General features: G+C 70.1%; 24 protein-coding genes. 12 read left to right on the forward strand and 12 right to left on the reverse strand.

Annotated elements, in window-relative coordinates; translation table 11 throughout:
* Window positions 1-123: 123 nt before the first annotated feature.
* Window positions 124-798: a TetR family transcriptional regulator gene (locus HCA44_RS10145; protein WP_169648436.1), complete on the reverse strand. Its 675-nt coding sequence runs from the start codon at window positions 796-798 to the stop codon at window positions 124-126.
* A gap of 110 nt (window positions 799-908) precedes the next feature.
* Between HCA44_RS10145 and HCA44_RS10150 the strand changes: the two genes are divergently transcribed.
* Together HCA44_RS10150 and HCA44_RS10155 are read left to right on the forward strand one after the other, a co-directional pair.
* Window positions 909-1,832, forward strand: a complete 924-nt coding sequence (locus HCA44_RS10150) for an oxygenase MpaB family protein (RefSeq protein ID WP_169648437.1) — start codon at window positions 909-911, stop codon at window positions 1,830-1,832.
* Between the two features lie 49 nt (window positions 1,833-1,881).
* On the forward strand, window positions 1,882-3,270 hold the full coding sequence (locus HCA44_RS10155) for a hypothetical protein (protein ID WP_169648438.1): 1,389 nt from the start codon (window positions 1,882-1,884) through the stop codon (window positions 3,268-3,270).
* Here HCA44_RS10155 and HCA44_RS10160 read toward each other — a convergent pair.
* The gene (locus HCA44_RS10160) at window positions 3,223-3,633 is read right to left on the reverse strand and encodes an NUDIX domain-containing protein (protein ID WP_169648439.1); all 411 of its coding nucleotides are present in this window, start codon (window positions 3,631-3,633) and stop codon (window positions 3,223-3,225) included. The two genes, HCA44_RS10155 and HCA44_RS10160, sit on opposite strands and share 48 nt — an antisense overlap.
* 234 nt (window positions 3,634-3,867) lie before the next feature.
* On the opposite strand from HCA44_RS10160, the gene HCA44_RS10165 reads away from it, so the two are divergent.
* From HCA44_RS10165 to mnhG, 6 genes are read left to right on the forward strand one after another with little or no spacing between them, the layout of a single operon-like run.
* A complete protein-coding gene (locus tag HCA44_RS10165) occupies window positions 3,868-6,699 on the forward strand; it encodes a Na+/H+ antiporter subunit A (protein WP_169648440.1) in 2,832 nt (943 codons plus the stop codon).
* Entirely contained in the window at window positions 6,696-7,271 is a 576-nt protein-coding gene (locus HCA44_RS10170; protein ID WP_169648441.1) for a Na(+)/H(+) antiporter subunit C, read from the forward strand. Before HCA44_RS10165 ends, HCA44_RS10170 begins: the two co-directional genes overlap by 4 nt.
* Entirely contained in the window at window positions 7,268-8,881 is a 1,614-nt protein-coding gene (locus HCA44_RS10175; protein ID WP_169648442.1) for a Na+/H+ antiporter subunit D, read from the forward strand. The genes HCA44_RS10170 and HCA44_RS10175 overlap by 4 nt, the downstream gene beginning before the upstream one ends.
* A complete protein-coding gene (locus tag HCA44_RS10180; protein ID WP_169648443.1) occupies window positions 8,878-9,444 on the forward strand; it encodes a Na+/H+ antiporter subunit E in 567 nt (188 codons plus the stop codon). Before HCA44_RS10175 ends, HCA44_RS10180 begins: the two co-directional genes overlap by 4 nt.
* Window positions 9,441-9,767: a monovalent cation/H+ antiporter complex subunit F gene (locus tag HCA44_RS10185; RefSeq protein WP_169648444.1), complete on the forward strand. Its 327-nt coding sequence runs from the start codon at window positions 9,441-9,443 to the stop codon at window positions 9,765-9,767. Before HCA44_RS10180 ends, HCA44_RS10185 begins: the two co-directional genes overlap by 4 nt.
* Complete coding sequence (mnhG, locus tag HCA44_RS10190; protein WP_169648445.1) at window positions 9,764-10,108, forward strand: monovalent cation/H(+) antiporter subunit G; 345 nt, start codon at window positions 9,764-9,766, stop codon at window positions 10,106-10,108. Before HCA44_RS10185 ends, mnhG begins: the two co-directional genes overlap by 4 nt.
* On the opposite strand, the gene HCA44_RS10195 is transcribed toward mnhG, so the two are convergent.
* The 5 genes from HCA44_RS10195 to HCA44_RS10215 all read right to left on the reverse strand — a co-directional run bounded on the left by HCA44_RS10195 (window position 10,071) and on the right by HCA44_RS10215 (window position 14,511).
* Window positions 10,071-11,417, reverse strand: a complete 1,347-nt coding sequence (locus HCA44_RS10195) for a DUF5933 domain-containing protein (RefSeq protein ID WP_346764663.1) — start codon at window positions 11,415-11,417, stop codon at window positions 10,071-10,073. The genes mnhG and HCA44_RS10195 overlap by 38 nt on opposite strands.
* Before the next feature lie 67 nt (window positions 11,418-11,484).
* A complete protein-coding gene (locus HCA44_RS10200) occupies window positions 11,485-12,606 on the reverse strand; it encodes a glutamate--cysteine ligase (protein WP_169648446.1) in 1,122 nt (373 codons plus the stop codon).
* A 99-nt stretch (window positions 12,607-12,705) separates the two neighbouring features.
* Complete coding sequence (locus HCA44_RS10205; RefSeq protein ID WP_169648447.1) at window positions 12,706-13,410, reverse strand: superoxide dismutase family protein; 705 nt, start codon at window positions 13,408-13,410, stop codon at window positions 12,706-12,708.
* Between the two features lie 177 nt (window positions 13,411-13,587).
* Complete coding sequence (locus HCA44_RS10210) at window positions 13,588-14,136, reverse strand: LytR C-terminal domain-containing protein (protein ID WP_346764664.1); 549 nt, start codon at window positions 14,134-14,136, stop codon at window positions 13,588-13,590.
* A 60-nt stretch (window positions 14,137-14,196) separates the two neighbouring features.
* Window positions 14,197-14,511, reverse strand: coding sequence for a DUF3263 domain-containing protein (locus HCA44_RS10215; RefSeq protein WP_169648448.1), 315 nt, complete (start codon window positions 14,509-14,511; stop codon window positions 14,197-14,199).
* Window positions 14,512-14,698: 187 nt separating this feature from the next.
* On the opposite strand from HCA44_RS10215, the gene HCA44_RS10220 reads away from it, so the two are divergent.
* The 3 genes from HCA44_RS10220 to HCA44_RS10230 are packed head-to-tail and all read left to right on the forward strand — an operon-like array spanning window position 14,699 to window position 17,172.
* The gene (locus HCA44_RS10220; protein ID WP_169648449.1) at window positions 14,699-15,292 is read left to right on the forward strand and encodes a peptide deformylase; all 594 of its coding nucleotides are present in this window, start codon (window positions 14,699-14,701) and stop codon (window positions 15,290-15,292) included.
* 60 nt (window positions 15,293-15,352) lie between these two features.
* Entirely contained in the window at window positions 15,353-16,327 is a 975-nt protein-coding gene (locus tag HCA44_RS10225; protein ID WP_169648450.1) for a GNAT family N-acetyltransferase, read from the forward strand.
* Window positions 16,328-16,371: 44 nt separating this feature from the next.
* On the forward strand, window positions 16,372-17,172 hold the full coding sequence (locus HCA44_RS10230) for an exodeoxyribonuclease III (protein ID WP_169648451.1): 801 nt from the start codon (window positions 16,372-16,374) through the stop codon (window positions 17,170-17,172).
* A gap of 19 nt (window positions 17,173-17,191) precedes the next feature.
* Here HCA44_RS10230 and HCA44_RS10235 read toward each other — a convergent pair whose 3' ends face one another.
* On the reverse strand, window positions 17,192-17,572 hold the full coding sequence (locus HCA44_RS10235; protein ID WP_169648452.1) for a GNAT family N-acetyltransferase: 381 nt from the start codon (window positions 17,570-17,572) through the stop codon (window positions 17,192-17,194).
* 172 nt (window positions 17,573-17,744) lie between these two features.
* Here HCA44_RS10235 and thiD point away from each other — a divergent pair, with 172 nt between their 5' ends.
* Window positions 17,745-18,587: a bifunctional hydroxymethylpyrimidine kinase/phosphomethylpyrimidine kinase gene (gene thiD, locus HCA44_RS10240; RefSeq protein ID WP_169648453.1), complete on the forward strand. Its 843-nt coding sequence runs from the start codon at window positions 17,745-17,747 to the stop codon at window positions 18,585-18,587.
* A gap of 3 nt (window positions 18,588-18,590) precedes the next feature.
* On the opposite strand, the gene HCA44_RS10245 is transcribed toward thiD, so the two are convergent.
* From HCA44_RS10245 to HCA44_RS10260, 4 genes are all read right to left on the reverse strand, one after another.
* Window positions 18,591-19,316 carry an adenylate/guanylate cyclase domain-containing protein gene (locus HCA44_RS10245; RefSeq protein ID WP_169648624.1) on the reverse strand — a complete coding sequence of 242 codons (726 nt, stop codon included), beginning with the start codon at window positions 19,314-19,316 and terminating at the stop codon, window positions 18,591-18,593.
* 123 nt (window positions 19,317-19,439) lie between these two features.
* The gene (locus HCA44_RS10250; protein WP_169648454.1) at window positions 19,440-20,894 is read right to left on the reverse strand and encodes a M28 family peptidase; all 1,455 of its coding nucleotides are present in this window, start codon (window positions 20,892-20,894) and stop codon (window positions 19,440-19,442) included.
* Between the two features lie 49 nt (window positions 20,895-20,943).
* Window positions 20,944-21,738, reverse strand: coding sequence for an ABC transporter permease (locus tag HCA44_RS10255; RefSeq protein ID WP_169648455.1), 795 nt, complete (start codon window positions 21,736-21,738; stop codon window positions 20,944-20,946).
* On the reverse strand, window positions 21,738-22,682 hold the full coding sequence (locus tag HCA44_RS10260; protein WP_169648456.1) for an ATP-binding cassette domain-containing protein: 945 nt from the start codon (window positions 22,680-22,682) through the stop codon (window positions 21,738-21,740). The genes HCA44_RS10255 and HCA44_RS10260 overlap by 1 nt, the downstream gene beginning before the upstream one ends.
* Between the last annotated feature and the right edge of the window lie 30 nt (window positions 22,683-22,712).

The following is a 22,712-nucleotide window of genomic DNA, read 5'->3' on the forward strand; positions in this document are numbered from 1 at the left end:
ACCGGCAGCACGCCGGGCCTGGCCGAGGACCGGACGCCCGCCTCGGTGACGATCACCTACCGCACACCGCAGTGCGTCGGATCGGTCTGCTTCGACAGCTGACCCGGCGACACCCGGTCCTGGTCAGAGCGTGGCACCGGCGAGGAGCAGCCCGGCGACGAGCTCGATCAGTTCGTCGCGATCGGCCGAGGTGTCGCCGCGCAGCCACGCCGACACGAGCTCGAGGGTGCCGCTGACCAATGTGTAGGCGACGAGATCGACATCGAGGCTCGCTTCTTCCCTGCCGTCGTGTTCGTCGCGCACCTGCCGCACGACGGCCGCCATCGCCTGCGCGATCGTGTACTGCGTACTCAGCCGCGCCCGTTGCAGCGACTCGGTGGTGTGCGAGCTGAGCAGCAACGCCTGACGCCGCGGATCCGCCTCGAGGAAGCCGAGCGCGGCGTCGATCGCCGCACGCATGCGGCGTCCCAGGTCGGGGCCTGCCGCGAGGGTCGCGGCCACCACCGCCTCGACGCCGCGTGCGGTCTGCTCCTCCGCGAGCACGTCGAGCAGGGTGTCGCGGCCGGCGAAGTGCTCGTAGAAGTACCGGTCGTTGAGCCGCGCCCGGGCGCACACCGCGCGCTTGGTGACCGCGCCCGCTCCCCCCTCGGCGAGGACGTCCAGCGCGGCTTCGAGCAGTGCCGAGCGCCTGCGCGCCTGCCGCTCGTCGGCGGTGACACCGCCGTACGGGCGCGCCGCGCCGGTTCCCGCCGTCTCGGTCGTCCCGGCCGACTCGGCCGTCTCGGAGTTGCCACTCATGTGTTGACCTTCGCTCAAATCTGGTGCACGCTGACCCCACACTCACTCTGGTGTCACGCGACACCAGAAGAGCGGTACCCACGATAGGCCGCCGATCGAGAAAGTGACCCATGACCTGCCCCGTGCCCCGGTCCGACTCCACCCCCGTAGACGCCACCACCGGCACGCGTCACGCCGTCGAGCAGTTCGAGAACTTCGGCGGCTCGGTGTTCTTCGCGATGTTCAGCCTCGGGCTGTTCGACCAGACCATGCTGCCCGCGGTATCGGCCGCGCTCGATGCGACCGGCCGTATCCGCGAGCAACCATGGGGGCGCGCACTGCGCACCGCCGCGTCGGATCAGTTGTCGCTCCTCGGCAACGACGCCGACCGCCTCGCGGAAGCCGAACGGCTCGTACGGCTGCACCGCGACGTCAAGGGCGTCGGGCACGACGGGGTGCGGTACTCGGCCCTCGCACCCGAATCGTGGAACTGGATCCTGATCTCGACGTTCTTCGTGCACCGCGGCGCCTACATCGCGCTCACCGGCCACACCCCCACCGACGCCGAGAACCAAGCAGTGTGGGACTGGTTCCGCGATCGGCTCGACGCGCTGCAGCTGCCGGGCCGCTCCCGGCTGACCGCCGACTACGCCGAACTCGCGCGCTACTACGACGACATGGTCGCCACGAAACTGACGACCACGATCACGACGCGCGACGCGACCGCGACCGTCCTGCGCGGACCGCGCCCCGACTTCGTGCCCGTCGTGGCCGCGCCGTTGTGGCGGCTCGCCGCACCACTCATCTCCCGCGTCGTGGTCGTCCTTGGCTGCGGCATCATGCATCCCGGCGTGCGCGCCCTCATGCCGGTGCCGTGGACACGACGTCACGACCGCGAGTTCCGCGCGCTCACCGCACTGCTGCGGGTCGCCTACCGCACCCTGCCTCGCGCGGTCACCGACACTCCCCTCGCCCGCAACCGCAGGCGTTATCGCGAGCTCACCGCCAAGTACCACGCTACCGGCCTGACGTCCTTCGCTGCGGAGGCACGCTGACGGCGCACCGCGCCCCCGCGGGGTCGGGCCCACTCGGTACCGTACGGACATGGATCCGCGCGAGTTCGTCGCGGCCGCGGCCGCCCTGTGTTCCGGCGCGCTCGCCGCATTCGTCCTCACCAATCCCCGTACCGACGCGTGGGCGGTCTACGCGTCCGATCGCGAACTCGACCGCTGGCTCAGCAGCCAGCCGACCGGAGTCGTCGTCGGCGCGATCCTCGCGGTCCTCGTGGTCGGCTCGCTGCAACGTGCGGGTTCACGACGTCGCGCGTGGTTCGGTGCGCTGGTCGCCGTCGGCGTCCTCGCGCTCGCTCGATGGGCCGTCACGCACGTCGGTTCGATCGACAGCCTCATCGCGCTGCATCTCGCCAAGACCGCCGCGGCCGGCGCGCTGCTCGGCTGTGCGATCGCCGCGGTGTGGACGCGCGACCCGCGCGGGACACGGGGGCTCGCCCGGCTCGCCGCCCCCGGACGCGTCGCGGTCACGGTCGGCACCGCAGGGACCTTCCTCGCGGCGGTCGCCTACCGCCCGTCGGGCGCCTCCTTTCCGGAGCCGGCGCGGCTGAGCACGTCGGCGCTCGGCGAGCCGCCGGTGTGGCTGCTCGTCGCGAGTGCGACCGCGACGGTCGCAGCGCTCGTCGTGTGCGGTGGCAGGGTGCAGCATCCAGCTCGCCGCACGCTGCGATTCTGTCTGCTCGCGGTGCTGGGTCTGACCGTCGTGCACCGCGTTCTCGGCTCGTGGATCGAGGGCCGAGAGTTCTCGTCCACCACGACGCTGTGGGTCGTGGTGGCCATCTCGCTTGCGGTGCTGTGCGCGGCGACCCTCGTCGCGGCCCGCGCGGTGGGCCGGGCGGACGGGCGGTTCGTCCTCGTCGCGACCGGCGTCGCGGCCGCCGCTTTCCCGGTGGCACACGACCTACGGGGACCGGGCGAGGGACCGCACTTCGCGCTCGTCGCGGCGGTCGGTTTCGTCGCGGTGGCCGCAGGTGCCGTCGCGGCACTGACACTGCCCCGGGTGCGCGCCCAGTGGGGTCTCGCACTCGCGGCGGTCGTCCTCGCCGTCGCCGCGATCGCTCCCGACTTCGGCTCCGACGGGCCGCTGCTGCTCACCCGGCTGGCCGTGGTGGGAGTGGGTGCGGGCATCGCGCTCGCGGCGACCTTCCCCGGCGGTGCGGCGGTCGCCGCATTCGGGCTGGCACTGCCGTTCGCGTCGTTCGCGCTCGCCGCGGTCGCGTCGGTGCCGCGTACCCGCGTCGTCTACGAAAGCGCGTACAGCCCGATGCCGTACGCACCGCTGACGGACTCACCCGTGCCGACGAGCACGCTCACCGACCACCTCGTGCCGGTGGCGATGCTCGTCGTGGTGGCGTTCTGCGCGTACTACTCCTCGTCAGTCCACCAGGCCGAGTTCATGGAGCCGGTCGAAGACGAGCAGTGAGCCCGGCGCGACGTCGCCGCTCGCGCGGTACTCGTCGCGCGTGAAGTACCGCACCTCGGCGATCTCGCTCGTCGCGGTGGGTTCGCTGCCGAGTTCGCCGAGGAAACAGGTGATCTGCACGTCGGTGCCCTCGGCATGGCCCCACGCGGGAGCCTCGAACACGTCGAGCAGCGCGAGCGTGCCCGGGACGACGGCGGCGTCGAGTTCTTCGCGGATCTCGCGGTGCAACGCGGTCTCGGCGTCCTCGCCCGGATCGAGCTTCCCGCCCGCCATGTAGAAGGCGGCCTTGCCGTGCGAACGTGCCTGCAGCAGACGTCGGTCGCGGATGTGGGCGAGGGCTGCGGTACGAATCACACGGGACATCCGCTCACTTTATCGAGTGACGATCGGCCGCCCGGGAGCGATCGTGTGCGCGCGTGCGTCCGCGCGAGTACACCACGTCGGCGTGCCTACGGTGCGTCGGTCTCCGCATCGGGCCTCGTCGTGGGCCGGTAAGATGTACGCGAGTCCCAAACGTCCGGTTTCGGGCACCCGGGTCTCGGTCGTTTTCTCCGATTCGACATTTCCTCCGCCCACGCAACCCGACGGAGTGTGCCCTTGCTTGCGATTCTGCTCGCTCATGCAGCTGCTGCCCTCGTGGCTCCGCTCGTGGTGCGCGCGTGGGGTCGCAACGCGTTTCTCGTCCTCGCTCTCGTACCGGCCGCCAGCCTCGGGTGGGTCGTCGCCCATTGGAACACCGAGCAGCGAGTCGCGCTCGAGTGGGCCCCCGGTTTGTCGATGGACATCGATCTCCGGTTCGATTCGCTCGCGGGCATCATGTCGCTCGTCGTGCTCGGCGTCGGCACGCTCATCCTGCTGTACTGCGCGCGCTACTTCGAGGACGACGAGCCGCGTCTCGGCATCTTCGCGGCCGAAATGGTCGCCTTCGCCGGCGCGATGTTCGGCCTCGTCACCAGCGACAACATGCTGGTCCTCTACATCTTCTGGGAACTGACCACGGTCCTGTCGTTCCTGCTCGTCGGCCACTACGCCGAACGCGCGTCGAGCCGACGCGCCGCGACGCAGGCCCTGCTCGTCACCACCGCGGGCGGCCTCGCGATGCTCGTCGGCATCATCGTGCTCGGCCAGGTCGCCGGCAGCTACAACCTGTCCGAGGTCGTCGAGGCGGCGCCGCGCGGCTGGCTCGCAGGCGTGGGCCTCGTGCTCGTCCTGATCGGCGCGCTGTCGAAGTCCGCGATCGTGCCGCTGCACTTCTGGCTGCCCGGCGCGATGGCCGCACCCACACCGGTCAGCGCCTACCTGCACGCCGCGGCGATGGTCAAGGCGGGTGTCTACCTCGTCGCGCGGCTCGCGCCCGGGTTCGCCGACGCGGGCCCGTGGCACCCCACGATCCTGATCTTCGGCCTGCTCACGATGCTCGTCGGCGGCTGGCGCGCGATGCGCGCGTTCGACCTCAAGCTCGTGCTCGCGTTCGGCACGGTCAGCCAGCTCGGCTTCATCATCGCGATCGTCGGCATCGGCACACGCGACGCGATGCTCGCGGGCCTCGCACTCATGGTCGCGCACGCACTGTTCAAGGCCACGCTGTTCATGGTCGTCGGCATCATCGACCACTCGACCGGCACGCGCGACATGCGCAAGCTCGCGCATCTCGGCGCGCGCAGCCCCGTTCTCGCGGTGGTCGCGGGCCTCGCCGCGGCGAGCATGGCAGGTCTGCCGCCGATGATCGGGTTCGTCGGCAAGGAGGGCGCACTCGACGCGGTCCTGCACAACGACGTCCTGGCCGACCCGGCAGGCGCCGCGACCGTCGTGGTGCTCGTCATGGGCCTCACCCTCACCTTCGCGTACGCGCTGCGCTTCATGGTCGGCACCTTCGGCCGCAAGAAGGTCGACCAGCCGAGCGCGGCGGTCGCCGGGATGCACAAGCCCGGACCGCTGTTCCTGTTCGCCCCGGTGGTGCTGTCGGTCGCGGGCGTCGTCGCAGGTATCTGGTCGCCGTCTTTCGAGAAGCTGCTCACACCGTTCTCGCAGACCGTGCCGAATCCCACCGGCTCCGACTACCACCTCGCACTGTGGCACGGCCTCAACACCGCACTGTTCCTCACGCTGCTCGTGTTCGTCCTCGGCACCGGCCTCTACCTCGCGCACCGCTACCTGGCGCGTATGCGGTTCGAGCGTTCGCCGCTCGGCAACGCCGACCGCATGTACGACGCGACACTGCGCGGTATGGACACGCTGTCGATGCGCTTCACCGGTGCCACGCAGCGCGGTTCGCTGCCGCTGACGCAGACCGTCATCCTCGTCACGCTCGTCGTGCTCCCCGCCGTCGTCCTCGCGGCAGGCACGGACACCGGCATCGAGGCTCACCTGTGGGATTCGCCGCTGCAGTTCGCGATCGGGCTCATCGTGATCGCCGCCGCGATCGGCGCGGCCGTCCTGCGCAACCGGCTCGGCGCCGTCATCCTCGTCGGCCTCACCGGTTACGGCTGCGGCGCGATCTTCGCGCTGCACGGCGCGCCCGATCTCGCTCTCACCCAGTTCCTCGTCGAGACACTCACGCTCGTGGTGTTCGTGCTGGTGCTGCGCAAGCTGCCCGCCGAGATCGACGAGACCAAGGGCATCGGCCTGAAGATCCCGCGCGCCATCCTCGCGGTCGCGGTCGGGCTCACCGTCACGGTGGTGGGCGCCTTCGCGATGAACGCGCGCACCGCCACGCCGATCTCCGAACTGCTGCCCGACGCCGCGTACCACCTCGGCGACGGCAAGAACGTGGTCAACGTCCTGCTCGTCGACATCCGTGCATGGGACACGCTCGGCGAGATCTCGGTGCTGCTGGTGGCGGCGACGGGCGTCGCGAGCCTGGTGTTCCGCAACCGCCGGTTCGGCAGCGCGCCGCGCGTGTCCGACGCCCCCGCGTCCCGCTCGGGCGGCAACGGCTCGTTCGACACGACGTGGCTGCTGGGCGGCGAGCTGATCGATCCGCGCTACCGCTCGCTCGTGCTCGAGGTGACGACGCGGCTGATCTTCCCGACCATCATGGTGATGTCGGTGTTCTTCTTCTTCTCCGGCCACAATGCGCCCGGCGGTGGCTTCGCAGGCGGTCTCACGGCCGGCCTCGCGTTGGTGCTGCGCTATCTCGCGGGCGGCCGGTACGAGCTCGGGGAGACGGTGCCGGTCGACGCGGGCAAGGTGCTCGGCGCCGGCCTGCTGTTCGCGGGCGGCACGGCGCTCACGTCACTGTTCCTCGGGGCTCCGCCGCTGTCGTCGGCCACCTTCGAGTTCACGCTGCCGCTGTTCGGCGACGTCAAACTCGTCACCGCCCTGTTCTTCGACCTCGGCGTCTACCTCATCGTCGTCGGGCTCGTCCTCGACGTGCTCCGCAGCCTCGGCGCGCGTCTCGACGCACAGATCGAGGTGACCCGGCGATGATCGCGAATATCGGCCTGCTCGCCACGATCGGCGTTCTCGTCTCGGTCGGCGTGTACCTGCTGATCGAGCGCAGCGTCACGCGCATGCTACTCGGGCTGCTGTGCTTCGGCAACGGCATCAACCTGCTGCTCATCGCGGCGGGTGGACCGTCGGGCTCGCCGCCGATCGTCGGTCGCGAGTCGTCGGTGCACGACACGATGGCCGACCCGCTCGCGCAGGCGATGGTGCTCACCGCGATCGTCATCACGATGGGCATCGCGGCATTCGTCCTGGCCCTCGCGTACCGATCGTTCACGATCAACACCGAGGACACGGTCGAGGACGACCCCGAGGACACCAAGGTCATCAAGCGCCGCTCGCCCGCCGAGGCGCCCGACCGAGACCGCTCTGACGACCCGGTCACCGGCGCGCCGCGGTTCGAGGGCGACGCGTTCGACAAGCACGGCAACCCGATCCCGATCGACAAGCTGCGCAATCTGGAAGACCTCGAAGGCTACGAAGACCTGCACGAAGGCGACTTCGACGACGACGAGCACGCAATCGACCGATTCGACGACGGGAGCAAGTCGTGACCCTCTCGCCGAATCTGGTGACCGCGCTCGCGCCACTGCCGGTCCTGATCCCACTGTTGTCGGCCGCGGCCACCCTCGTGCTGGGTCGTCGGCCGCGGGCGCAGCGCGCGATCACGATCCCCGCCCTCACCGCAGTGCTGCTGGTGTCGTGCCTGCTGCTCTATCTCGCCGACCGCGACGGCACCACCGCGGTGCAGGTCGGCGGGTGGGACTCCCCGATCGGTATCACCCTCGTGGTCGACCGGTTGTCGGCGCTCATGCTGGTGGTCGGCTCGATCGTGCTGCTCGCCGTCATGGTGTACGCGATCGGCCAGGGCATCTCGGACGGCAGTGACGACCAACCGGTGTCGATCTTCCTGCCCACCTATCTCGCGCTCGCCGCGGGCCTGTGCAATGCGTTCCTCGCGGGCGACCTGTTCAACCTGTACGTCGGTTTCGAGGTGCTGCTCGCCGCGAGCTTCGTGCTGCTCACCCTCGGGGCGAGCGCCGACCGCGTCCGGGCGGGTGTGTCATACGTGATGGTGTCGATGGTGTCGTCGCTGATCTTCCTCGCGGGCATCGCGTTCGCGTACGCCGCGACCGGCACTCTCAACCTCGCCGACATGGCGCTGCGGATGGACGAGGTACCGAACGGGGTGCGCACGGCCATCTTCGCGGTTCTGCTGGTCGCGTTCGGCATCAAGGCGGCGGTGTTCCCGCTGTCGATGTGGCTGCCCGACTCGTACCCGACGGCACCGGCACCGGTCACGGCGGTGTTCGCCGGCCTGCTCACCAAGGTCGGTGTGTACGCGATCATGCGTGCGCATGCGCTGCTGTTCCCGGGTGGCGAGCTCGACGGCGTGCTGCTGGTCGCGGGTCTGCTCACGATGCTCGTCGGCATCCTCGGTGCGATCGCGCAGAGCGACATCAAACGACTGCTGTCGTTCACCCTGGTGAGTCACATCGGGTACATGATCTTCGGTATCGCGTTGTCGACCATGGCCGGCCTGTCGGGCGCGATCTACTACGTCGCGCACCACATCATCGTGCAGACCACGCTGTTTCTCATCGTGGGCCTCATCGAACGGCAAGCCGGCTCCGCGTCGCTGCGCAGGCTCGGCGGTCTGGCCGCCGCGAGCCCCGTGCTCGCGATCGTGTTCCTGATCCCCGCACTCAACCTGGGTGGCATCCCGCCGTTCTCGGGCTTCATCGGCAAGGTCGCGCTGTTGCAGGCGGGCGCCGCGGACGCGAGTGTTCTCGCGTGGGTCCTCGTCGCGGGTGGCACGCTCACGAGCCTGCTCACGCTGTACGTCGTGGCCCGCGTGTGGTCGAAGGCGTTCTGGCGTGCCCGCGCCGACGCCCCCGAAGGTGCGCTCGCCGACGTCAGCCCGTCCGCGCTGCTGGACGAGTCGAACGCCGACATCCCGTTCGACACGCGCGCCGACGTCGGCCGCATCCCGCCGATGATGCTCGCGCCCACCCTCGCGCTCGTGGGCGTCGGGCTCGCCCTCACCGTGTTCGCGGGCCCGCTCATCAAGATCTCCGACCGCGCCGCCGAGAACCTCCTGGATCGCTCGGTCTACATCACCGCCGTCCTCGGCGACCACACCGGCGAGGAGGCACCACGATGAACCGCCGCGCACTCCTGGTCCGCCTGTTCGCGCTGCTGTGGCTGATGTTCGTGTGGATCCTGCTGTGGGGCAACGTCAGCGCGGGCAACATCCTCGCCGGCCTCGGTGTCGGCCTCGCGATCACCTTCCTGCTGCCGCTGCCGCGCGTGCCCGTCGAGGGTCGCGTGCATCCGCTGTCGCTGTTGCATCTGATCGCCGTCATGTTCTGGGAGATGGCGAAGTCGAGTGTGCAGGTCGCGTGGCTCGCGATCCGGCCGAGCCCGCCGCCCGTCACCGGTGTGCTGCGCCACCAGTTCGCGATCCGCTCCGATCTCGTGCTCACGTTGTGTGTCGACGTGCTCAACCTGATCCCCGGCACGATGGTCCTCGAGATCGACCAGGTGCGCCGCATCTGCTACATCCACGTGCTCGACGTCGGCTCGGACCGCGCCGTCGACCAGTTCCACCGCACGGTCGAACGCATCGAGCAACTGTTCATCGCGTCGTTCGAGCGGCCGGCCGACTGGCAGCCGAGTCCGTACAGCCAGTCCCGTCTCGATCACGATACGGAGGCCTCGTCATGACCGTCGTACTCGTCGTCTCCGGCGTCTTCCTGATGATCGCGGCCGGGCTCACCGCATTCCGGCTGCTCCACGGCCCCGGCTCGCTCGACCGCCTCGTCGCGATGGACACGCTCATCGCCGTCATGATCTGCGGTCTCGCCGTGTGGGCCGCGTACAGCGGCGACACGACGGTCGCACCGGGCATCGTCGCGCTCGCGCTCGTGAGCTTCGTCGGCTCGGTGTCCGTCGCCCGGTTCCGGGTGCGCGACCGCGACGACACGGGCCGGCTGCCCGAACCCGACGACATCGTCGTTCGTGAGGCCCCGCGGAGGGAGGACCGATGAACACCGCACTGCACGTACTGGCCGCCGCCTGCTTCCTCGTCGGCTCGGGTTTCGCGCTCACCGCGGCCATCGGCATCGTGCGCTTCCCCGACACCCTGCGCCGCATGCACGCCGCCACGAAACCTCAGGTGGTGGGCCTGCTGCTGGTGATGGTCGGTGCGATCGTCGAGCTGCGCGGCAACGTCGACATCTGGATGCTCGTGCTCGTCGCGGTGTTCACGCTCTTCACCGCGCCGGTCATCGCGCACAGCGTGGGCCGCATCGCGAACCGCGAACAGCAGGCACTCGACGGGCTCATGGCGATCAACGAGCTGGAGAATCCTCCTCGGGACGCGGACTGACCTCGCCGGTCCCGACTGCTCCCGCCTCGCCCTCCGCCTCGATGCCGCGGCGCTGCGCGAAGAACGTGAGGTAGAACCCCGCGACGTAGGCAGCGAACGCACCGAGCAGTGCCGCCCCGCCGAGCACCGGCTCCGACGCGAGGGCGTCCGCGAGATACCGGTACGTGAGCAGCAGCGCCGCGAACAGTGCGGCGCCGCCCGCGACGAGGCGCACCCGGAACCGGCCCCACCCGCGCTCGGGGTCGCGCAGCGCGGACTCGATCGTCAGACACAGCACCGCGCCCGCGATGAGGTCGACGCCGTAGTGGTAGCCGAAGCCCAGGGTCGCGGCGAGCGTGCACACGAGCCAGAACGCGCCGCCCCAGCGCAGCCACGCGGGACCACGCCGGGTGTGCACGAAGATCGACAGCGCCCACGCGGTGTGCAGACTCGGCATGCAGTTACGCGGCGTCTCGTCGTCGAACGGGACGGCTTCGAGCACGCCGAACTCCGGCAGCGTCTGCGGCCAGAAGTCGCCGAGCGAGTACGCACCGCCGTCGGTACCGAACGCGAAGACGGGGCCGACGACCGGGAACAGGATGTAGAACACCGGCCCGATCAGGCCGATCGCGAGGAAGGTGCGCACGAGATGGTGCGCGGGCCAGCCGCGCCGGAGCTGGTAGAGCGCGACCACGATCGCGGCGACCGGCAGTTCGATGTACACCCAGTGCAGCACGTTGTCGACGACCGGACCGAGCGCGTCGAGCCACTGCCCCACGAGCCACGACGGATTGCCCAGCGCATGGTCTGCGCGGGCGGCGTACTCGTCGAGGACGTCGGGTGCGGCAACCACGGTGATGTGCAACCACACGTCGCCGAGCTTGGTGGCGACGACGAGCAGCGCGCCGAGCGCGATGCCGCGCAGCGCCGACGTGCGTGCCTCGCCCCGCGGACGCACCGCCGCGACCACCGCGAGCGCGAGCAGCACCCACGTGGGGCCGTTGCCTGCCGTGACGGTGCCGCTGACGAGGAAACGGATCAGCCCGACCACGACGTCGATCGCGACGGCTGCGGCGACGGCTACCGCACGGTGACGCCACGTGAGGCCGACGAGCGCGAGCGCGAGCGCGGCCCACGGGACGGACGCCGACTTCGGGACGGACACGAAGTCGTGCCACAAGCTGACGAGGGGACCCTCGTAGCCACCGTGGACGGCCATGATCTGCGAACCGCACAGGGCCGCGACGACCACCGCGACCGCGGCGGCGGCGAGTGCGCTACGGGCGTGTGCTCGCCACGTCCGCACCCGGGGATCGACGCTCTCGAGCACCGACTCAGTGTAGACAGCGAGTGAACAGGGAATGGACTGACCTGGTCCAGTGGATGACGAGGTGTGCTCAGGTACCCAGTTCGCGCACCAGCGAATCGACGACGGCGACGAGATCGCCGCCGGTGTCGTCGGCGACGCGTCGCTGCCGTTGGTACGACGCGCCGCGCACCGGGATGTCCGCGACGGCGGCGAGTTCGTCGGTGCACCCGAGCCGCACCGCGGTGGGGGTGAGCCTTTCGAGCAGCTCGTGCAGGTCGTCGGTGACGAGCCGCTCGTTGCTGTCGGAGTCGACGATGATCTCGGCGTCGAGCCCGTACCGCGCGGCGCGCCACTTGTTCTCCTTGACGTGCCACGGCTGCAGTCGCGGCAGGTTCTCGCCCGCCGAGAACCGGCGTTCGAGGTCGACGACGAGGCAGTGCACGAGCGCGACGAGCGCGCGCAGTTCCGAGCGCGTGGACACCCCGTCGAACACGCGGACCTCGATCGTGCCCCAACGCGGTGCGGGCCGGATGTCCCAGTGCATGCCCGGGATCTTCGAGATGACGCCCGTCTTCATCTGGTCGTCGATGAAGCCCTCGTACTCCTGCCAGTTCGCGAACTGGTACGGCAGGCCCGCGGTGGGCAGTTGCTGGAACATCAGCGCGCGATTGCTCGCGTATCCGGTGTGCACCCCTGCCCACATGGGCGACGACGCGGACAGCGCGAGCAGGTGCGGGTACTGGTGCAGCATCGCGTTGAGGACCGGGAACACCTGGTCGGACGACGGGACGCCGACGTGGACGTGCACACCCCAGATGAGCATCTGTCTGCCCCACCACTGGGTGCGCTCGATCAGCTCGTCGTAGTCGGGGGTGCGGGTGACCAGTTGCGACGACCACTGCGCGAACGGGTGGGTGCCCGCACAGCACAGGTCGACACCGAGTGGGTCGGCGGCGCGGCGCAGCATCGAGAGCGATTCGTCGAGGTCGTCCATCGCCTCGGCGACCGTGTCGTGGACGCCGGTGACGAGCTCGACCGTGTTGCGCAGCAGTTCCTTCGTGATGTGCGGCGTGTGTCCCGCCTCGGACTCGACCGCCGCGAACACCTCGGCGGCCGTGTTCGAAAGATCTCGGGTGACCCGGTCCACGAGTGCGATCTCCCACTCGACGCCGAGCGTGGGCCGCGGCGAGCCGGGGAAGGGAACTACCACGTGCTCGATCCAACCACGAGACCGCTCTGCGCACGGGCGCGACGAGACGCGAAACACGTGTGGCCCGCTCGAGGCGGGCCACACATGCGAGAGGGAGAGTTACTCGGCGCCGACGACACCGCACGCGACGCGGCCGCCCGCGTCACCCGTGCTCATCGTCTCCTGGTCGGGGGCAGGCGCGTAGCGGGTGGGGATGTTCGCGAAGTTGTCGGCGTTCGCGTGCACCATCAGCGCGGTGCCGGAGCCACCGTTGCGCAGGTCCTCGACGGTGAACGAGCTGGTGGTGGTGGTCAACTCGGCGGTGCCGTCCTCACGCACCTGGAGCGACGTGAGGTCGCCCGAGGCGGGGTGGCCGGTGTGCCCTTCCACCTGCAGGTGGCCGCCTGCCGACAGGAACGCGCCGGGCGCACCGCCGGTGGGCGCGGTCGAGTTCGCCTCGCACTTGCCCACCTGGTGCACGTGCAGTCCGTGGAAGCCCGGGGTGAGGCCCTCGACGCTGACGGTGACCTCGACGTGGTCGCCCGACTCGGTGAAGGTGGCGGTGCCGACCTCGGCGCCCTGCGGGTCCTGCAGGGTCGTGGTGAGCGCGCCCTCGGACTCGGCGGCGCCGCTGCCGTGGCCGCTCTCGCCCGCACCGTGGCCACCCGCGCCGGGGTCCGCCGCGCCCGTCCACACCGGGGGCGTGGTGCCGGGCTCGTCGGTGGCTTCCTCGCTGTTGCTGCACCCGGTGAGCGCGACTGCGGCGAGCGCGACGAGAGGCGTTGCGTAACGCACGAGCTTGCGGCGGGGGGAACCCTGGTACATCGAACCGCTCCTTAGGAATGGGTTGCCGGGTGGTGGGGTGCCGGTGGAGTTGCAAGGCACGGGGCCCGCCCGGAACGGCCCGCTCCGAGCGTCCTGATCATAACTATCGGTGTTCGCCACGAACCCGCGACCGCCGGACCCAGGCACCGGCCCTGCACCGTCACTGGCTCTGCACCGTCACTGGCTCTGCACTACGACGACGATGCTGTCGGGGGTGCCGGGCAGCCCGTCGATGCGCGGGGCGACGCGTGCGTCGCCGAGGTCGGCCGCAATCTTCTCTGCCGCCGCCTGCTGTGCGGGGTCGGTCCCGTAGTAGACGGTAGTGCGCGCGAGCGCGACGGCGGTGAAGTTGCCCGTTTCGGCCACTTCCCAGCCTGCCGACGTGAGCGTCGACGCGGTTTCCGCGGCGAGTCCTGCGACCGAGCTGTTGTTGTACACACCCACCGGCACGTCGGCCGCGGCGCCGGATGCGGCCGCGCCCGATGTCGTCTGGGTGCCCGAGGTCGCCTGGGCGGCGCCCGCGGTGCCCGATGCGGTGCGCTGGGCCGTGGTGATCGCGGCCGCCGAACTCGTCTGGCTGCTCGTCTGTGCGCTGGAGGCCGTGTCCTCGTCGTCGCCGCCCATGGACGCGAATCCGAGGCCCGCGAAGACGATCGCGAACGCGATCAGCACCATCGCGGTGGCACGTAGCGGCAGTCCGCCGGGCGGCTGCTTGGGATTGCTCACGCTGACGACCCTAACGACCGCGACGCGGCGCGGGCACTGCGCACGCGGCGCACCGGCCGGTCACTTGATGTCGAAGCCGAGCCGGCGGGCCGCACGCGCCTTCTGCCTGCTCGCGCGGAGGCGGCGCAGCCGCTTGACGAGCATCGGGTCGGCTCGGAGCGCTTCGGGGCGGTCTACCAGCGCGTTCAGGATCTGGTAATAGCGCGTGGCCGACATGTCGAACAGCTCTTTGATGGCGTCTTCCTTGGAGCCCGCGTACTGCCACCACTTGCGTTCGAATGCGAGGATCTCCGTTTCGCGGCGGGTCAGCCCCTCGGCCTCGGGTGCGTGCAGTTCCCCCGTCTCGCTCTGGTTCTGCGCTGCGGCGCCGTCCATGTCACTCCTCGACTGCTCGAGTTCTCTCGCCGATGACCGGCGTGCCACCGTCCCCCTGCCGGCACTTCCGCGCCGTGAATACGACCGTCGTGCCGAATAACACCGGTGTACTTCCGCGACCCATTCAACCACGCAAGCGCTGCGCCCCGTGCGAATCGGGCCGGGCGTGCCGCACTATCCTGGACGAATGGCCATCCTTCCCATTCGTATCGTCGGCGACCCCGTGCTGCACGAGGCGACGCAGCCCGTCACGAAGTCGCCCGACGAGATCGCCGAGCTCGTCGCCGACATGTACGAGACGATGGATGCCGCGAACGGAGTGGGGCTCGCCGCGAACCAGGTGGGTGTGCCGCTTCGACTGTTCGTGTACGACTGCCCGGATGTCGGCGCCGACGGCAAGGCCGTGCGCAGGCGCGGTGCCGTGGTCAACCCGGTGCTCGAGACGTCCGAGATTCCCGAGACGATGCCGGACCCCGAGGACGACTACGAAGGCTGCCTCTCGGTGCCCGGCGAGCAGTTCCCCACGGGCCGCGCCGACTGGGCGAAGGTCACCGGCACCGACCCCGACGGCAATCCGATCGAGGTCGAGGGCCGCGGCTTCTTCGCGCGCATGCTGCAACACGAGACGGGTCATCTCGACGGCTTCCTGTACGTCGACGTCCTCGTCGGGCGGAACGCGCGCGCGGCGAAGAAGACGATCAAGCGCCAGGGGTGGGGCGTGCCGGGGCTGAGCTGGGTGCCGGGCGAGCAGGCCGACCCGTTCGGTCACGACGACGACTGACTCACGCGACGACCGACTGACGCAACGACCGACTGACGCAACGACCGACTCACGACCGGGATGACGACCGACATGGATCTGCCTGCCGCGGGGGCCCGCGTCGTCCTGCGGTACACGCTGCCGCCCGGCTATTCGCATCCCGTCACCGACGTCGTCGGGACACTCGAGTCCACCGACCCGATCGTGGTGCGCGCCGCCGACGGACGTGTCGTCCAGGTGCGCCGCGACGAGGTGGTCGCCCTCAAGGAACTCGGCAGCGGGCGGCCGATCCGCACGTCCGAGATCCGGTTCCTCGAGGTGGCCGCCGCGCAAGCATGGCCGGGCCTCGAATCGACGTGGATCGACGGCTGGCTGCTGCGCGCGGGTCGCGGGTTCAGCGGGCGCGCGAACTCGGCCGCCCCGCTCGGTATGCCGGGCGAGCTCGCGCCGTGGCACGAGGTGTCGGAGCGGATCACCGACTGGTACCGCGCACGCGACCTCACGCCGCGGCTGCTGCTGCCCGATCGGCTCGCGGCGATGCCCGCGGGGTGGGCGGCGTCCGGCGAGGACGTCGTCGTGATGGCGGCCGACCTCGACATGCTCACGCTTCCGTCGGGCCCGCGCACCACGACCGTCACCGAGGCGCCCGATACGCACTGGTTCGCGCGCTACGAACCACGCACCTCCGATCTCGACACCGAGACCGCCGTGCTCACGAGCGTCCTCGGCGACAGCACAGCCCTCGGACGGCTCGGTTTCGGGAGAATCGGCACCACCGACAGCGCGGTGCTCGCGATCGCGCGCGGCGCGGTCACGACCGGACCGGACGGCCGCGCCTGGCTCGGGTTGAGCGGGGTCACCGTCGCCGCGGGCCACCGGCGCCGCGGCCTCGGCACGCTGCTGTGCGGCGAGATGCTCGCATGGGGCCGCGAGCACGGCGCGACGCACGCATATCTGCAGGTCACCGAGAGCAACTACGGTGCCCGCGCGATGTACCGGCACCTGGGCCTGATCGACCACCACCACTACCGGTACGCACTCCCCGACCGGCGGTAGCACTCCCCGGCCGGCCCGTCGGCGGTGACCGATAGGCTGGTGACGTGCGCATCGCAACCTGGAATGTGAACTCCGTCCGTGCCCGAACCGACCGCATCGTCGACTGGCTCCAGCGCACCGACACGGATGTCCTCGCGATGCAGGAAACCAAATGCAAGGACGACCAGTTCCCGCACGAACGCTTCGAAGCGCTCGGCTACCAGGTCGCCCACGTGGGCATCAGCCAGTGGAACGGCGTCGCCATCGCGTCGCGTGTCGGACTGGAGGACGTGCAGATCGGCTTCGAGAACCAGCCCGGCTTCCACAAGGATCCCGAGGTGGCTCCCGTGCAGGAGGCGCGCGCGCTCGGCGCCACGTGCGGCGGCGTCCGGGTGTGGAGCCTGTACGTGCCCAACGGCCGCGAGCTCGCCGACCCGCACTACACGTACAAGCTCGACTGGCTCGCGACGCTTCGCGACGACGCGCACAAGTGGCTCGACGCGGCACCCGAGTTGCCCATCGCGCTCGTGGGCGACTGGAATGTCGCTCCCACCGACGACGACGTGTGGGATCCCGCATTCTTCGAGGGCAAGACGCACACGTCGCAGCCCGAGCGCGACGCGTTCGCGGCGTTCGCCGACGCGGGCTACACCGACGTCGTGCGTCCGCACGCCCCCGGTCCCGGTGTCTACACGTACTGGGACTACACGCAGCTGCGGTTCCCCAAGCGGCAGGGCATGCGCATCGACTTCGTGCTCGGCTCGCCGGCTTTCGCGGGCCGCGTGCAGGCCGCGTCGATCGATCGCGACGAGCGCAAGGGCAAGGGCGCGAGCGACCACGCACCCGTCGTCGTCGATCTGGCCTAGCCGCTCCCGGACCGAGCGGTCACGCGGCCACCAGGTCCTCGTCGCCCGGGTGCTTCGCGCGATAGTGCTGCACGTAGGTGCACAGCGGCTGGACGTGCTGATGGCGCCGACGCGCGGTGTCCAGCGCCGCCCGCACGAGCAGCGCCGCGAGGCCGTGCCCGGAGTACTCCTCCTCGACCACGGTGTGCAGCAGAACGACGACGCCCGCGGACCGGCCGGTGGCGCCCACCTCGCCTCGTGTGCGGTACCCGAGGATGCCGACGAGCTGGTCGCCGTACCAGAGGTCGAATCGTTCGCGATCGGGGTTGTCGCGCACCGACGCCCGCGACACGTCCAGGGAACGTGCCGCATGCCTCGACCGAGCCGTCGATCCGCGTGAAATGTGACTCACGACACTCATGAAACCAGTATCCCCTCGACATCGACAGCAGGAAACCGAGCAGGTGTGTGGAAACGGGAAGAATCGGGTGTGAAAGCGGCGCCGATTTCGTCGTGTGATCCCCCGTGTCCCACGGTGCCGGAGGGGGCGGCACCACGCAAGCGCCGACATGTGAATCTGTAGTGTCACCTGTGTGAACTTGTTGCCGCTGACCCCCGACGGCGAGACGCCGGTACGCGCCCTCACGATCGCCGGTACGGACTCGGGCGGCGGCGCGGGAATCCAGGCCGACAGCAGGACCATGGCGATGTGCGGCGTGCACGCGTGCGTCGCGGTCGCCGCCGTCACCGTGCAGAATTCGGTGGGCGTCAGCGGCTTCCACGAGATCCCTGCGGAAACGGTCGCCGACCAGGTGCGTTCGGTGGTCGGCGACATCGGGGTGTCGGCCGCGAAGACGGGGATGCTCGCGTCCACCGCGATCATCGAGGCGGTCGCCGGGGTGTGCGACGAGGTCGGCATCGGGCGCGATCACGAGATCCCGCTCGTGGTCGACCCCGTGTGCGCGTCGATGCACGGCGACCCACTGCTGCACGCGGAAGCACTCGAAGCCGTGCGCACCACGCTGCTGCCGATCGCGACGGTCGTGACCCCCAATCTCGACGAGGTGCGCCTCATCACCGGCATCGAGGTGGTCGACGACGCGTCGGCACGGCGCGCGGCCGAGGCGCTGCACGGACTCGGTGCACAGTGGGCCGTCGTGAAGGGCGGGCACCTGCGCACCTCGGAGTTCAGCACCGACCTGCTGTTCGACGGCGACACGTTCACCGAGTTCACGACGCCCCGCATCCACACCGGCAACGACCACGGCGGCGGCGACACCCTGGCCGCGGCGCTCGCGTGCGCGCTCGCCCACGGCCGTTCCGTGCCCGAGGCGCTCGCGTTCGCGAAGGACTGGGTCACGAAATGCCTCGCCGCGTCGTACGACCTCGGCGCGGGCCACGGCCCGGTGTCGCCGCTGTGGCGACTGCACGCCTGACCTTCAGGTGCGCTGCACGCGCCAGATCGACAGGTCGGCGGGCACGCCGGCAGGCATGGGGGCGAACAGTCCACGCCGCCACGGCCGCACGGTCGCGCCGATGCGGTCCAGGGTGCCGTCGGGTAGCGCGTCGAGCGTCGCGGACGACGCGATGACGTGGCCGTCGCCGCCGAGTTGCATCATGCGCGCGGCGACCGTGACGTCGACGCCGATCCAGTCGTCGCCGATGCGCCGCGGCGTGCCGGTGTGCAGCCCGACACGCATCGTGGGCACGTAGCCGTCGACGTCGACCGACGCGACCGCGTCGTGCGCGTCGAGTGCGGCGGCGAGGGCGCGTGCGGGACTCGAGAACACGGCCATGACGCCGTCGCCCATACGTTTGACCACCTGCCCGCCGCCTTTGCCCAGTGGCGGCTCGACCGCTTTCGCAACCTTGCGCAGCAGGGTGAGGGTGGTGGCGTCGCCGGCGTCGAGCGACCACGTCGAGAATCCGACGAGGTCGGTGAACACGACAGTGACCTCGGCTTCCCCCTTGCCGCGGCCGACGCGTTCGAGCGCGGCCTGCCACACCTGAAGCGTGCCGAGGCCCAGTTCGCGTGCGACCGCGGGTTCGTCGTCGCGGACGCGGTCGGCGATGCGGGCGAGGGCACGAGCGCTGCCGGCACCGGCCGTCGAGAGGGGGTCGCCGAAGCCGGGGTCGCCGGGCAACGCGCGACGCAGCTTGCGCATACTCGCGACCGCACGTTCGCTGCGGTTGACACCGTCGAGCCACGACAGCACGCGCCTGGCCGCGGGCAGCTCTTCACTCACGACGGAGAGTGTAACTGCACGTCACACATAATGGCGCGAGCATCACTCGGTCGTCCGCGCATGTGCGCGCGCGTCGCCCACCGGGACGCCGTTCTCGCCCTCGACCGAGTTCGCGTACGTGCCGACCGCGTACGCGACCGCCGACGCCCCCACACCGAGCGCCTCGGCGTCGACATTCGCCAGCGTGTCGTCCGGCGAGTGGTAGTTGCGGTCGAACGGCTGGTCGGCGTCGCCGCCCCACTTGCGCGCCTGCTCGGCGGACTTGACGTCGTCGGCGCCGCTGAACACGCCGCCCGACGGAATGCCCGCCTCGATGAACGGGCCGTAATCGGAGCGGCCGTCGAAGTCGGTGCCGTCAGCCGAGATGCCCTGCGCGGCAAGATAGTCCACGAAAGTGCGCTCGATGCCCGCCGAACCCTCCGGCCCCGGACCCGAACCCGCACGATCCGAATCGTCGCCGTCGTACGAGAGGTAGCCCGCATTCTCCGAGCCGAGCATGTCGAAGTTGAGGTACAGCGCGATGTCGTCGCGCTGCGCGTCGTCGAGGCCCGCGACGTACGCGTCCGACCCGAGCAGACCCAATTCCTCACCGCCCCAGAATGCGAACCGCACAGCGTTGGCGGCCGGCGGTGTGGGGCCGAGCGCGAGCGCGGTCTCGAGCACCGCGCCGACGCCCGTGCCGTTGTCGTTGACGCCCGGCCCCTCCGGAACACTGTCGAGGTGCGCGCCGGCCATCACGACGTCGTCGGTGGATCCGGTCCGGGTCTGCGCCACCACATTCCGTGTGCGCAGGGTGTCGGTGATCGTGTCGAGCACGAGCGTCGCCTCGCCGGGTGACGCGGCGAGCGCGGCGCCGTCGGCCTGCCCGACGCCACCCACGGGGATGCGCCCCGCGCCCGCGTCGCCCAGCGTGCCGCCGGTGAGCGGCTCGGGCGAGTTGTTCGCGACCAGCAGTGCGGCCGCACCGCGGTCGGCGGCGACGGCCTGCTTGTCGGCGAAGGTGCACGAACCGCGGTCGACGAGGGCGATGGCACCGGCGACGTCGAGTCCGTCGTAGTCGGTGGGCTCGCAGCCCGGTGTGTCGTCGGCCGGCACCGGGACCACACGGCCGCGGACACCGTCCGGACCCGACGACGGCGAATACGTGAGCGCGACGATCTCGGGCGCGAGCTCGCCCACTCGCAGGCTCTGCGAGTGGACGTCGAAACGGTCGAAGGCGAACTCGGGAGTCTGGACGTCGAAGCCCTTGTCGCGCAGAATGCGTGCCACGTAGTCGACGCTCGCGTCGTAGCCGGATGTGCCCGCCGCACGGTTGCCGTCGTGTGCCGCGGCGATCTGTTCGAGTTCCACGAGGTGTCCGAGGACGGCATCGGTGGTGACGGCCGCCGACAGTGCCTGTGCGTCGACACCGCCTGCCGCTCCTGCATCGGACGACGAACACGCCGTGAGTGCCAGCATGCCCGCGACAGCACTCGTGACCACTCCCCGAAGCCGCATTCGGGCACCGTACCTCGAGGTCGGTGCCCGAATGCGGAAGCGAGACCGGTCAGGCGTCGCGCCGGTTCACCACGAACAGCGAGATGCCGAACACGACCAGCACGAACGCCGCGAAGTACACCAGGCTGCCCCACGGACCCCAGTGGAAGTCGACGCCGCCGGGCATGCCGAGGAAGTTGTTCGCGTTGAGGAACGGCAGGAACGGCATGACCTCCCGCCCGAACGACCCGAACAGGTTGAACAGGCTCTCGATCAGGAGCGGCCACAACAGCAGCAGCGCGATCGCGCCCGCCGACTGCCGCAGCAGCGCACCCACCGCGACCGCGAGGATCACGCACAGGAAGGCGTAGAGCGGAACCCCGTAGATCGCCCGCCAGTCGGTCTCGGACGTGAGCGTGAGCGCGGCGCCCGCCTTGTCGCCCGCGGTCGCCTTCGCGATCGCGTACGCACCGAAGGTGAGCACGAACGTGAGCACCGCCGAGAACACGCCGATCAGACCGGCCTTCGCGACGAGCACCGACGAGCGGTTCGGAATCGCCTGGAAGGTGGTGCGGATGAGGCCGAAGCGGTACTCGCTGGTGACGGACAGCGCCGCGAGGATCATCAGCACGAGTACGCCGAATCCGGACACACCGCCCACGGCGTCCGCGAGCGTCGGCAGGAAGGGTTCGAAGTCGGGCTGGTTGCCCTCCGCGAGCTGATTCTCGAACGAGTTGAGACTCGCCTTCGCGCTCAGCCCGATGACCCCGGCGAGGCCGAGACCGAGCGCGATGACGATCGCGGTGCACCACCACGGAGAACGGGTGGTGGTGAGCTTGATGCGTTCGGCAGTGAGAACGGCCATCAGAGAGCGCCTCCCATGATTTCCTGCACGCCCTCGGCGTGGTACTGGACGTCTTCTCCGGTGATCTTCATGAACGCGTCCTCGAGCGAACCCTGCTTCGACGCGAGTTCGTGCAGCACGATGCCGTTCTCGCCCGCGAGGGTGCCGACCTGGTCGGTCGTGGTGTCGATGACGAGCAACGCGGCCGTGCCGTCGGCGCCGCCGTCCTCACGCACCGTGAGGCCCGCACTCGTGAGCGCGCTGCGCAGCGCGTCGAGCTGGGGGCTGCGCACGCGCACGGTCGATTCGGACGACTTCGCGACGAAGTCGGCGACCGTGGTGTCGGCGATGAGCCGGCCTCGGCCGATCACGACGAGACGTTCGGCGGTGAGCGCCATCTCCGACAGCAGGTGACTCGACACGAGCACCGTGCGGCCCTCGGACGCGAGCCGCTGCATGAACTTGCGGATCCACACGATGCCCTCGGGATCGAGCCCGTTGACCGGCTCGTCGAACAACAGCACCTTGGGATCGCCGAGCAGCGCGCCCGCAAGGCCGAGCCGCTGCGACATACCGAGCGAGAACCCGCCCGCCTTCTTGCCCGCGACCTCGCTGAGACCGACGAGGCGGAGCACCTCCTCGACGCGGCTCTTCGGGATGCCGTTCGACGCCGCCATCCACTGCAGGTGTGCGCGCGCGGAACGGTTCGGGTGCACCCACTTCGCGTCGAGCAGTGCCCCGACGGTGGTCAGCGGCTTGTCGAGTTGTGCGTACGGCACACCCTCGACGAGCGCGGACCCCGCGGTGGGCTTGTCGAGCCCCAGGATCATGCGCATCGTGGTCGACTTGCCCGCGCCGTTCGGTCCGAGGAAGCCGGTGACGATGCCCGGCTGCACGGTGAACGTCAGGTCGTCGACCGCCTTGAACGACCCGAAGGTCTTGGTCAGTCCCCTCACTTCGATCATGCAGCCAGCCTGCCCGACCGCGGCCCTCGG

This window comes from Rhodococcus sp. HNM0569 (assembly GCF_012726205.1).
Taxonomy (GTDB): Bacteria; Actinomycetota; Actinomycetes; order Mycobacteriales; family Mycobacteriaceae; genus Rhodococcus_F.